This window comes from Sphingobacterium sp. NPDC055431 (assembly GCF_053644255.1).
Genome location: NZ_JBSHLH010000008.1, coordinates 132,031 through 144,152 on the forward strand (window position 1 = coordinate 132,031; position 12,122 = coordinate 144,152).

At 41.6% G+C, this 12,122-nt stretch carries 9 protein-coding genes; 2 read left to right on the forward strand and 7 right to left on the reverse strand.

Translation table 11 applies throughout. The features are described from left to right. From ACWIB3_RS09615 to ACWIB3_RS09625, 3 genes are read right to left on the reverse strand one after another with little or no spacing between them, the layout of a single operon-like run. The gene (locus tag ACWIB3_RS09615; protein ID WP_185215755.1) at positions 1-537 is read right to left on the reverse strand and encodes a hypothetical protein; all 537 of its coding nucleotides are present in this window, start codon (positions 535-537) and stop codon (positions 1-3) included. A 10-nt stretch (positions 538-547) separates the two neighbouring features. Further along, positions 548-970 carry a DUF3592 domain-containing protein gene (locus ACWIB3_RS09620; protein ID WP_185212866.1) on the reverse strand — a complete coding sequence of 141 codons (423 nt, stop codon included), beginning with the start codon at positions 968-970 and terminating at the stop codon, positions 548-550. A 1-nt stretch (position 971) separates the two neighbouring features. Further along, positions 972-1,310, reverse strand: a complete 339-nt coding sequence (locus tag ACWIB3_RS09625) for a hypothetical protein (RefSeq protein ID WP_185212867.1) — start codon at positions 1,308-1,310, stop codon at positions 972-974. Positions 1,311-1,612: 302 nt separating this feature from the next. Here ACWIB3_RS09625 and ACWIB3_RS09630 point away from each other — a divergent pair, with 302 nt between their 5' ends. Beyond that, positions 1,613-3,421, forward strand: a complete 1,809-nt coding sequence (locus tag ACWIB3_RS09630) for a helix-turn-helix transcriptional regulator (protein WP_185212868.1) — start codon at positions 1,613-1,615, stop codon at positions 3,419-3,421. Between the two features lie 12 nt (positions 3,422-3,433). Next, a complete protein-coding gene (locus ACWIB3_RS09635) occupies positions 3,434-4,630 on the forward strand; it encodes a YCF48-related protein (protein ID WP_454291477.1) in 1,197 nt (398 codons plus the stop codon). Between the two features lie 53 nt (positions 4,631-4,683). Here the strand turns inward: ACWIB3_RS09635 and ACWIB3_RS09640 are convergent, their stop codons facing one another. The 4 genes from ACWIB3_RS09640 to ACWIB3_RS09655 all read right to left on the reverse strand — a co-directional run bounded on the left by ACWIB3_RS09640 (position 4,684) and on the right by ACWIB3_RS09655 (position 12,055). Next, on the reverse strand, positions 4,684-6,054 hold the full coding sequence (locus ACWIB3_RS09640; RefSeq protein WP_185216108.1) for a RagB/SusD family nutrient uptake outer membrane protein: 1,371 nt from the start codon (positions 6,052-6,054) through the stop codon (positions 4,684-4,686). Positions 6,055-6,071: 17 nt separating this feature from the next. Next, positions 6,072-9,560: a SusC/RagA family TonB-linked outer membrane protein gene (locus ACWIB3_RS09645; RefSeq protein WP_454291478.1), complete on the reverse strand. Its 3,489-nt coding sequence runs from the start codon at positions 9,558-9,560 to the stop codon at positions 6,072-6,074. Between the two features lie 591 nt (positions 9,561-10,151). After that, entirely contained in the window at positions 10,152-11,204 is a 1,053-nt protein-coding gene (locus ACWIB3_RS09650) for a sugar phosphate isomerase/epimerase family protein (RefSeq protein WP_454291479.1), read from the reverse strand. A 65-nt stretch (positions 11,205-11,269) separates the two neighbouring features. Beyond that, positions 11,270-12,055 carry a helix-turn-helix transcriptional regulator gene (locus ACWIB3_RS09655; protein ID WP_185212872.1) on the reverse strand — a complete coding sequence of 262 codons (786 nt, stop codon included), beginning with the start codon at positions 12,053-12,055 and terminating at the stop codon, positions 11,270-11,272. Between the last annotated feature and the right edge of the window lie 67 nt (positions 12,056-12,122).

Sequence of the window (12,122 nt, forward strand, 5' to 3'; positions counted from 1 at the left end):
TTAATCTTTGTCTTCTAAGCTGTTTAATAAGATTTCGAACATTTCATTAGCCTCCTTAAGGACCTCTTGGTTGATCTCCGTTGTACGACTAGTACGGCTCAATTTCCCTAATTTTTCAGAGATTTCTATGTATGCCATGACCGTCTTATCGCCCCATAAATAATCATAAATAAAAGCCACCCCTTTCGCGTCTGGCTCTAGGTGTGCCGCCAGATCCTTGATCCAAGAGATCATTGGCAAGATCTCCGTATAGTTTTCCGAAAACTGTAGGCCTAACAGATACCAATACCCATCTTTATAGGCTTGTCTAGCAACTATATATTTATCTTCCAAGATATCCTCAAGAAAGTCTCCATTCGTAGGAACGATATATGCCGGGACATTTTTGAGGTCCATCTTGGAATGCATCACTCTAGAGTCCCACCATTCCAGCCAGTTACTGTTTATGGTACTTGCAATGGGTCTTGCCTTTAGGAAAGCATCAAGGTCTTCTTTCGAAATCCTTACTTTGATATATAATGAACATTGTTCAGACATAATTTAGGGTTTAAATGATACCATATTTGAATAACACATAGCCAGTGCCAATTGTTAGCATTGGCAGGGCAAAAAGCATGAGGATAATACTGCCCAGATGCAATCCCCAATAAGATACAATCCTTGCAGACTGCGGATCTGAAGCTTCATAGACCACAGGAACCTTTTCACCTACCTTATATTGAGGCGGATTGGACCTGAAGTTAGGGCTAAAGGGATAGGTCTTTTCTCCCGCTTTTATTTCCATCACAGGTTGGTACATCATCGAAGTACCCTTTTCGTCCGTGGAGCGCACTAATTTGTTCTCTATCACGACAGCACTCCCGTAAACACCTTTTGCCAACATTTTCTTTGTCTTTAAATATAGGGAAATCGAAAACCCTAATAGGATCAGACCCAGAAATAATAATGACCAATGTATAATTGCAGACATATCAAATTACTTTGTTGTTTTCAATAAAAGGGAATTTATCCATAAAATATTCTCCTATAAAAGGAAGAGGCTTCTCAACATTATTAATAGCATGAAGAATGCCAACAATCATCAAAATAAAAATTAGCAGACTAAATAAGTTGAAAATAAAGGCAATAGATGGAGCTACAGCCATTAATATGGACAGAATGATCACGAACAAAAAGGAGGAGATGATTAACCCCAGACCTTGGCGCAAATGGTAGGCGCTGAATTGATCCCTATTATTTTTCCCCGCAAAATAGGCCAGCAACCAAAGGATTCCCAGATAACTTAATACTGCTTGTGCTTTTGAACTCATATTTCTTCCTGAATTTAATAATGTGTGTGAAGCCTTTCTCTCTGTAACCTAATTACGGAACTCTAAAGCTCTCTTTTCTTCAATTTAAATTTCTTAAACATTTTCGGAAACTTCAGCACACGGTTGAGCACAATCTGTATACAGGCTCCAACTCTGTATATACAAAGTATATACAGAAAACGCAACAATCTGGCTTACAGCGCTATAATTCCTTGGCTAGGTTTTTGATTCTTTCCTGAAGAAACCATTCTATCAAAAAAAAATAATAGATTGCCAATTCCAATTTTTGTTCAATTATCCATATGAGAAATATCCTGATCCTTTTTCTTTTGCTTAATACGGTTACGGTATGGGGACAAAGCCTACTCGATGGCACTGAGGATGTGGTGAAGCAAGTGGAGCTCCTAAACCTGAAAAATCAGGACGATAAATCTTTAGAAATCCTTAACCAAGCCCTTAAGAATCCCGCCAATGGCCCCGATGATCTTATCTATCTGAATACCTTCAAGAGCGGAATCCTATTGGAAAGGGACAGCTTGAAACTGGGAAGTCAAGCCGTAGATATCGTCATCGAGCAACAGGACAAAACCAATAGCCCCATCAGCAAAGCGATGGCTTTAAGAGCGAAAGCATTCTTAAATAGCTACCTGAACCTGACTGATGAAGTCATCAAGGATTCCAAGGAAGCCCTCAAGCTTTTGGAAAATGAAAAGAACGTAGATAATCTCAATTATTATTTCAACTACTTGATCTATGCGACTTACACAGGTTGGGATGAAAACGACAAAATGCAGCATTATATCCAAGAATGTGATAAATACGCCAAAAAGACCAACAATAAGAACTACATCGCCAATGTCCATCTCGGTTTTGCCAGCGTGTACTTAAATAGATATAGGAAGACCAATGAACAAAAGGATATCGACAGCAATTTCTACCACCTGGAAAAGGCCTATCAACTCTTTGAGCAATTTCCTGCCGAGGTGAGCAGCAATACCTTTGTTGTGGCATCCATTAATTTGGCCAACTATTATCTGGAGTTTGATAATGGCCCGATTGCCAAGAGAAAGGAACAAGCCTATAAGTATTTGGATGAAGCGGAAATAGAACTTAAAAACGATCGCGCGAGGTTCAGCAGATGGATCAACATATACGGCATCAAAAGTGATTTTGCTATCAAAGAAGGAAATATTGCCTTGGCAGAACAATATCTGATCCAGGGAGTCAGCCGATTGGACTCCCGAAGGGATAATTCCCTGTTCCGATTGGAATACCTGCTCTATAAGCATCTTGCAGACCTTTCTGAGAAAAAGGGTGATATCACCTCTGCGCTGAATTACCAGAAAAAGTCGGAAAGCGTCCTGAAACAGAACTTCGATCAGGAGCAGATTACCAATACCCAAAAGCTGGAAATCCAGTATGAAACCGAGAAAAAAGATCAACAACTAAAGCTTTTGGGAGAAACGGCTGATTTGCGCCAGAGACAGAACTACCTCTATGGTGGATTGGCTATACTGGCCACCCTTGGCTTGGCCTTTATGTTTAGGTCCTATCACTTCAAACTTCGTTATTCCATCGAACGCGAAAAGAAATTGGCGATGGAAAAAGAAGATGCTGAGTTGAATGCCGAAATGCAGGTAAAGTTGGAGAGGGAAGAGCAAGCTAGGTTAAAGGCCGAGCAGGATCTTTTGGAGCTGAAACATCAACAGCTACAAAAAGAAGCCCTTGCCAATTCACTGATCATTGAGCACAAAAATGATATGCTCAAGCAGATCCAATCCAAATTGCAGGATGGTGATTCGCGCGATATTCAACGTTTGTTGCGTGAAGAAACCCTCTTGAATGCAGATTTCGATGATATTAAATGGCAGATCCAGCAATTGCACCCGACTTTCTTCTCTCAATTGATTGAAAAAGCGAACCAAAAACTGACTCCATTAGATCTGCGGTACTGTGCATACATCTATTTACAGATGTCAACCAAGCAGATTGCCCAAGTGCTGCACATTGAAGCCCAATCAGTCCGGATGTTCAAATATAGATTGAAACAGAAGTTTGGTCTTTCCAAAGACAGTGACCTTGAATCCTTCCTGCAAGAAGTTGGGTCTTAAAAATCCTCGCCTATGAAAATCACCCTAACTATCAAATGGAGCTATAAAGCGATCCTGATTTCGGTTCTTAGCTGTTCATTTTTTAGCTCCTGCAAAGCTCAGGTCAATGAAAATTACATTTCGATCGACAAAGTTCCCGAATTGACTGAAAAGGAAAACTATAGTTTCGATATTCCATTTCAGCCATCGAAGATAAAAAATGCTGCAAATGGAACGGAAGCCGATATCCTATATCAAAATAATGATCTCTCCTTTAGTTTTTTCAATGACGTATTGTTTCTCAGCCCCCTAAAAGGTCTGATTGTAGGTGGTACCAATCTCAGCATACGTGCTACAACCGATGCAGGGAAAAACTGGAAGGCCTTAGACTTTTCCAGGTTTGCAAATGCTTTCCATAGTATAGCCAAGACCAAAGAGCACATCTTTGTTTTAGGAGAAAGTAAATATGTATTCAGGACCGACCAGAATCTTGAAAAATGGGAGGTATTCAATTCCCAATCCTTATACTCCTCGGAGGCAAGCATTGCTTGGTATAAGCTCCGTTTCTTAAATGATAGTTTTGGAATAGTTGTAGGTCAAAGGAAAGACAACGGAAGACCTATCATGATGTCGACCAAAGATGCAGGGAACACCTGGGAAGCGATAGATTTGGAAGGGTCGGTTCTCAAGGATTATGCCTTGGTTGAACTATCTATCTTGGACCAAAAGACATGGATTATTTTGGATGATTCCATTGGGATAACCTATATCACTACTGATGCTGGTAAAACCTGGCAGGATATCACTTCCAATATGCAATACAATACGGATGCGACGCTGCGATCCTTATGGTCGGTCAATCCCAATGAATTGTTTGCAGCAGGTTCCAGATCCTTTTGGAGATCGACCGACTTGGCCAAAAACTGGACAAGACTGGATTTTCCAAAACCTTTCAACCCAATCGAGATCTATAACGAAGGCGATTATTTAACCCTTACCGATATCACCGGATTAGGTCAAGATATCTATGTGACCAGCATGGCTTCGGATAATGACGATGGACGTACAGCCTTTGCCTATAAATTGGATCGAGGAGATATGACATTGAAACCATTATTGCGTTCTGATAGCTCCACCTTTATCGGGGAATCACATGCCATTTATGCTTTAGATAAAGAGCATATTTACCTCTTGGACCGGGATAAACTATATCGGGTTCAGGATAGGTAAGCACATAAAAAAAGGAGGCCATTCAGCCTCCTTTCCCATGAATCATTTATTTACTAATAACCTGGATTCTGTGTCAATCCTCCACCTAAAGATATTTGGGCTGTAGGTATTGGATAGACCATAAACTCCTCCTTGGTTAATGTCTTGTACTTTTTCATCGCCAATTTTGTCCGAACAAAATCGAACCAGGTCTCACCCTCAAACATCAGTTCGCGTTCTTTTTCTTCCTGAACAGCAGTGATGAAATTTGCAAGGCTGCCAAAGGAACCAATTGCTTTGGATACTCCGGCACGATCCTGGACCATCTTTAATGAATTATAAGCAGCCTGGCTTACGCTATTGTCTACCCTTGCCTTCGCTTCTGCATGGATTAGATACAGTTCTGCCAATCGGATGACCGTAACATTTTGGCTTGAGGGCGAAAAGTTTGGAAACTTACCCATGAAGTAGTTGTCATTGCTTCCTTTTTTGATGGTAAATGCTTTTCGCTTATCAGCATCTTCATACAGGTCCAGTACCGTTGAATCCTTTGCAAAGAACAAAACCGATGGATTATCATTGGCTACTGCTGCCAATGGATTGGTCACCTGGTCATCAAATTGCAGTTCAAAGATTGCTTCGTTTGTATTCTGGGTTGTCCAGATGGTACTGAAATCTGACACCAAACTGAAACCTCCCGAAGTAATCACTTCATTGGCCAAGTCAGCGGCTTTCTTGTAATCATTGGTAAAGGCAGCTTGGTATAGATATACCTTGGCCAATAAGGCTTTTGCACCCCAATGCGAGGCTCTTCCTCTACCTGCATCGCCAGTATAAGGGTTTTCCTTCGGTAAGGCAGCGATAGCCTCAGTTAGGTCCTTGACGATCTGTGCGTAGGTATCCTCTTTCTTTGCCTGAGGAGTTTTTATATCATCACCTTCTTTCGTCGCTTTTAATTTTAGGGGAACCCTTTCAAAAGCTCTGACCAAGAAAAAGTAATTTAAGGCTCTGATGAATTTTGCCTCTCCGATAAAGATCTTTTTCTTTTCTTCCGAAATCATGGAACCGTCCATGTTGGGAACTTCATCGATCACATTATTTGCCGCATTGATCGTTGCGTACAAGGCCTGCCACATATTGGAAGTCCAAGGATTGATAGCTTGGATTTCATGGCTGGCGAAGGTCTCATACTCTGGATAGACCGCAGAATGCCTTACATGCACCGCTGAAAATTCAGGAACGACCAAGGTGGATTGACCATAGGAAAAAGGACTGGTCATGGTCCTATATGCACCGATTACGGCAGCATTTGCATTCGTTTCCGAGTTGAAAAACTCATCTTCTGCAATCTGCCCCAAAGGGTCTTTGTCTAAAAACTTGTTGCATGAACTCAGTGAAACCGCTGTCAATGCAACGAAACATATGGATAATATTCTATTTTTCATTTTCATATTCGCGACTCTTAGAAAGTTAAGTTAATACCTGTTGTGAAAATCCTTGGTTGTGGATAACTTCCATAGTCATAACCGTAAATTAAACCTGTGTTTGCTCCGCCGTGGCTAGAACTAACCTCTGGGTCATATCCTCTGTATTTGGTAAATACGTAGGCATTCTGAACCGTTACGTAGAAACGTAATCTCTTCATCTTGATGCGTTCCGCAATCTCGTTAGGAAGGGAATAACCTAAGGTGATATTTCTGATCCTGAAGAAAGAGCCATCTTCTACAAAGCGTGAGGATACCGCTCCATTGTCTAAGCTTCCCGGTGCTGGTCTTGGAACATCCGTGATGTCTCCCGGTTCGCGCCATCTGTCTACAAAATCAACAAATTGGTTAGAACTCGGGTTGAAGCCCTCTAAACCCGATGCCAAGTTGTAGTTGAAGATATCATTGCCATAAGAGAATTGACCTAAAATGCTCAAGTCAAAATTCTTGTACTCAAAGTTATTGCTGATACCACCAAAGAACTGTGGATTCGGATCACCGATCATCACATGGTCTTCATAATTTGTAGGTGCTACAGCTTCACCATTCTTGCCTAGGTAATCGATCATACCTGTTTCTGGATTAACACCCAAAGCTTTCCAGCCATAGAAAACACCTAATGGCATTCCTGGAACAGCTCTGTTCAGATCACCTACACCACCGCGCATTTCAGTCAGTCCTTCTGGCAAAGCCAAAACTTTATTTCTATTGAAAGTCATGTTCAGGGATGTGCTCCATTTGAATTCGCCCACTAAGTTTTTGCTGCTTAATTCAAATTCGAAACCTTTGTTTTCAATATCTCCAGAGTTGGTGAAACGGTTGATAAATCCTGAACTGGTCAAGATCGGTAGACCGATCAACAGATCCGTGGTCTTCTTGTAGTAGTAATCTGCCAATAAGGAAATCCTATCATTGAAGAAACCAGCATCTACACCCACGTTCCATTGTCTTGTGGTTTCCCATTTCAAACCCTTGTCACCAAGTACGTTTGGAATAAAACCGGCTTGGCCCATGTAGTTGTTTCCGCTTGAGTATAATGAACGGCTGGCATAGTTACCGATGTTCTGGTTACCGGTGATACCCCAGCTGGCTCTCAATTTCAAGTCGCTGAACGTGCTGTTGTCTTTCAGGAAGTCTTCCTCAGAAATCCTCCAAGCTGCAGCCATGGATGGGAAAACTGCCCAACGGTTGTCAGAACCGAAGCGTGATGAACCGTCCATACGAACATTCGCATTGACAATATATTTGTCTTTGTACACATAAGATGCTCTTGCAAAACCTGATGCAATGGCCCATTCTTCTGGATATGCATTGGCTCCGGTGATCACACCCCCTGCAGTTACATAAGGGATATCATTGTTCGGGAATCCGGTCCTTTGTGCATGGGTAAATTCTAAACGAGAACCTTGAACCGAGAAACCTCCCAATGCATTGATATAATGGTCTCCCATGGTCTTGTCAAAGGTCAAGGTCGTCTCATTGATCCATAATTGGTCACGCGTACTTCTGCTTGCTCCTATACCACCCTGACTGGCATATGAACGCAAACCAGTTGGGGGCATGAAGAAAGTCTCATCAATAAAGCTTAAATCTGTACCAAAACTGGTCTTCAACAATAATTCAGGGATGATGTTATATTCTGCACTGGCATTTGCCAAGATGCGGTAAGTCTGTGCCTTATTTGTTGGCAATTCAAGCATGGCAACTGGGTTCTCCCTGGTCAACCTGACTTGGTCATAGTAATAATTTCCATTCTCACCATATACCGGAATATTCGGTGGAGAGAAGATCCCCGATTTGGTCGATCCTTCTTTCGAATTCTCTTCCTGTACACGATGGTTTGTCGCTCTGGTCAAATTGATCGAGGTCGCGAACCTTAACTTGTCACTGTGTTGGTGATTTAAGTTCAAGCGCCCACTTAAGCGGTCAAAATCTGAAGAAAGCAATACACCGCCTTGTTTCATGTAACCAACCGAAGTATAATATTGTGTCTTATCGCTTCCACCACTTGCTGCAAGCTCGTAGTTCCTGGTTGGAGAAGTCCTGAAAATTGCATTTTGCCAATCGGTATTGATACCTGGGTTAGCAAAGATTTGATCAGGGATAGGCTTTGACGGATCTTGCTCTTGCAAGATTCTATAATAGTCTTTCATGTAATCTTGGTACTGTGCCGTATTCATGAAGTCATAATATCTTTCTTTCGGAACTTGGGAGAAACCTTCATACATGTTGAATGTAAACTGGCTCTGTCCAGCAAGTCCTTTTTTCGTAGTGATCAATACCACACCATTAGCCGCTCTGGAACCGTAGATGGATGAAGAGGCCGCATCTTTCAGGACTTCAATGGATTGAACATCCGAAGGGTTGATGGATGACAGCACATTGATCCCTTGGGTACCACCACCGAAATCAAACGTGGAACCACCTGTAAAGTTGGTCGTACTGTTCACGGGGATTCCATCTACCACATATAGTGGATCAGAACTGGCATTGATGGAGGTTGTACCACGAACACGGATACTGATACCACCACCTGGTGAACCCGATTTTTGGGTAACCTGTACACCACCGGCTTTACCTTGGATGGCCTGGGTTACACTAGGCAATACCTCATCTTCGATTTCATTGGCACCGATACTGGATACCGCCGTTGGTAGGGTTGCTCTTTTCATCGTACCATAACCTACAGCAACCACCTGAACGGATTCAATCGTATTGGTTTCTGTCGCCATCACAACTTGGATATCCTTTCGGTTTCCCACAGTCTGGGTAATGGTCTTGTAGCCTACGGACGAAAAACGGATCCTACTTTTTGCATCGGCAGCGATCTGGAATTTACCATTTTCATCGGTACTGGCACTTAGATCCGTTCCGACTACTTTCACGGTAATTCCCGGAAGAGGGCCTGATGGGCCGCTAACTGTACCTGTGATCACATTTTGACCAGTAGGTGCTGCAACAGCCGAATCGGTCTGTGCGGTACTGTCTGTCGCAACTGCCGTCTGTGTACTGTCGGTCTGTACTTGGGTACTGTCCGTTTGGGTTGCCGAACTATCGGTTTGTTCTGTGCCTTCTGTTTCAGCAGCTTCCGTTTCTGGAGTTGCAACCAGCATCTTCACGTCCAACTGTTTTTGGTTGTTGACATGAACTTCCTGTGTGGCAAATCCCGATTTTAAAAAGACCAACATCCCATTTGGGTTGGCCGCGATTTTGTATTCGCCATTTTCATTGGATAGCACACTGTTTGTTGTCCCCTGCTCTGTTACCACTACGCCCTCAATGGCTGTTCCAGTGGAGTCAGTAATCTTACCAATGATATCTAAGGAATCAATGGAATGATGGTGGGGATTGATTTTAAAGTTTGTTTCTAGTTTGTGATTCTTTTCTGTGGCGCTTGCCCGTCCTTGATGGCAAAAGAGCATGAGAGCACATGCTAAGAAAAGCGAACGGTAAAGGATTTGCATCATATGTTAATTATTTATCAGGGTAATTTTCTTAATAGAATTCCGCTCAAAAGTTGGTTATCAAAACTTGTTGCGAGAACAAGGATTAGTGCTTTTTTGACAACCATTATATCAAGTTTGTTACATTGATACGTAATACTTAAACGCCAACAAACCTTTTTTGTTGTTAAAAAATGTGAAATAATTAAAATAACAACAATTTAAGACAAAATATACTTTGATTAAATGCTTAATAATTAAGCTAAAATGGATAGAATTCCGGCTAGAAACGGCATCCAATAATTCACTTAAAAGCTGTATTTTTCTGTGAAAACTTTTTCGGGATTAAAGAAAAATGGAGTGAGTTTGGGGAAGATTCTTCGAGAATGGTTTTACCCATATTCGAGCCATATTGCTAAAATTCGGAATGTGTCTCGAATAAGGTCCAATTCAGATCAACAACTTATTTAGGGATTTACTTGGATTAAAAATTGGTCATTTTTATTGCCAAAGATTTCATGCTTGAATAAATTTCCTTGACCGGATCAATATACATAAAAAAAACAGCAGCAGCTTGGGGCTACTACTGTTTCAGATCTTATATTTTATAGGCGATTAAATACCTAATATTTCTCTATTGAAGTTTTCATCAGCTCCAGTTGCTGCGAAATCGTCGAATGCTTTATCGGTAACTTTGATAATATGGTTCTTGATAAATTCTGCACCTTCTGTTGCACCATCAACCGAATTTTTCAAGGCACATTCCCATTCCATTACTGCCCATCCATCAAAATCATAAGCAGCCAGTTTACTAAAGATTCCCTTGAAGTCCACCTGTCCATCTCCTAATGAACGGAACCTTCCTGCGCGTTCTACCCAGCCTGAGTAACCGCCATAAACACCTTGTTTACCCGTTGGGTTAAACTCCGCATCTTTAACATGGAACATCTTGATACGCTCATGGTAATGATCGATATAGCTTAAATAATCCATGCCCTGTAATAATAGATGGGATGGATCGTATAGTATGCAAGCTCTTGGGTGGTTGTTTGCCGCTTCTAGAAAGCGCTCATAACTTACCCCATCATGTAGGTCTTCACCGGGATGGATTTCGTAACAAACATCCACGCCATTTTTGTCGAATTCATCCAAAATTGGAAGCCATCTTTTTGCTAATTCCTTGAAGCCTGTTTCGACTGCACCGGCAGGACGTTGAGGCCAAGGATAGACCATATGCCATAACAAGGCTCCACTGAATGTCGCATGGGCATTAAGGCCCAGGTTAGCTGAAGCTTTGGCCGCTAACTTCAATTGGTCGATAGCCCATTCGGTTCTGGCCTTAGGGTTATTTCTATATTTTTCAGGAGCGAATCCATCAAAAAGTTTATCATAGGCAGGATGAACCGCCACTAATTGACCTTGAAGGTGGGTAGATAACTCTGTAATCTCAACCCCTTGTTCTTTAAGTTTTCCCTTGATTTCATCTGCATAGGTTTTGCTTTCCGCAACTTTCTGCACATCAAAGAAGTTTGGGTCATTAGTCGGGATCTGTACACCTTTAAAACCCAATGAGCTCGCCCATTTACTAATGGTTTCTAAATTATTGTACGGTGCTTCATCGGCTATAAATTGGGCTAGGAAAATGCCCGGTCCTTTTAATGTTTTCATAAAAAAATAGTTTGACTAAATATAACAATTCAATCCGTTATATAGTGTATTTGAAACACTAAATTCTATTTCAGTAACAAATCATTTGCAAAATCTGTAGGTCTTTTGCCCGTCGTCTGGAGAAAGGTGTTGGAAAAGGAAGCGATGCTTTTATAGCCTACGGCATAACTTATTTCGCTGATGCTCCTTTCTCTGGCAAGGATTAATTCAATGGAACGGATTATGCGGGCGGTCTTGACAAATTGCAAGAATGAGGTATGTAGATGCTGCTCAAACAATCGGCTCAAGCTCCGTACACCGAGATTGAATTTTTTCGCAACGACTTCCAATCGCAGATCGGTATGGAGCATATTGCTGATATAGGAAAGTATGGGCTTGAGTTGATGTTGATTGGATGTTGGCAAGGATAAACTGAACCGCATGGGACTCAATTGAGGAAGTAGCTGGACCATGGAATGAAGAAAGTTGTGTTGTTCCTCTCCTTTGTTGAAAACCGAAGTTCCGCAGAATTTTAGGCTTTCAATAATCAAGGGATGTGCCGGGAAAATCCCGATTTCCTGATGGAAAGGTTTGAGCTGTTTCTTACTTAATGGGATATAAAGGTTCCGGACCAGTACATGTTGTTCACGCTGATGGCTAAATTTGTGCTCCAAATGTGGAGGTATCCATACATAGTGATAGGAAGGAATAAAATAAGCCTTTTCTCTTGTATGCAAATAGGTTAGACCACCCTCCAACAGGGTAAGCTGGGCTTTGGCGTGAGAATGGAAATCGAAATGTTCGGGTTTCATCTGAAAGGTCAAGACCTGCTGATCCTCTGTACTTACCCATTTTAAGAAATCCTTTTCCATAGTAAGGTCAAAGATAGAAAGGTTTGGCTAGAAAAATATAATTTATGTCCCATTATATAAAAAACAG

Bases quoted from the DNA above. Each gene is read 5' to 3' on its own strand.
- ACWIB3_RS09650 (WP_454291479.1), bottom strand. From the start codon at position 11,204: ATGAAAACATTAAAAGGACCGGGCATTTTCCTAGCCCAATTTATAGCC.
- ACWIB3_RS09625 (WP_185212867.1), bottom strand. From the start codon at position 1,310: ATGAGTTCAAAAGCACAAGCAGTATTAAGTTATCTGGGAATCCTTTGG.
- ACWIB3_RS09615 (WP_185215755.1), bottom strand. From the start codon at position 537: ATGTCTGAACAATGTTCATTATATATCAAAGTAAGGATTTCGAAAGAA.
- ACWIB3_RS09630 (WP_185212868.1), top strand. From the start codon at position 1,613: ATGAGAAATATCCTGATCCTTTTTCTTTTGCTTAATACGGTTACGGTA.
- ACWIB3_RS09620 (WP_185212866.1), bottom strand. From the start codon at position 970: ATGTCTGCAATTATACATTGGTCATTATTATTTCTGGGTCTGATCCTA.
- ACWIB3_RS09645 (WP_454291478.1), bottom strand. From the start codon at position 9,560: ATGATGCAAATCCTTTACCGTTCGCTTTTCTTAGCATGTGCTCTCATG.
- ACWIB3_RS09635 (WP_454291477.1), top strand. From the start codon at position 3,434: ATGAAAATCACCCTAACTATCAAATGGAGCTATAAAGCGATCCTGATT.
- ACWIB3_RS09655 (WP_185212872.1), bottom strand. From the start codon at position 12,055: ATGGAAAAGGATTTCTTAAAATGGGTAAGTACAGAGGATCAGCAGGTC.
- ACWIB3_RS09640 (WP_185216108.1), bottom strand. From the start codon at position 6,054: ATGAAAAATAGAATATTATCCATATGTTTCGTTGCATTGACAGCGGTT.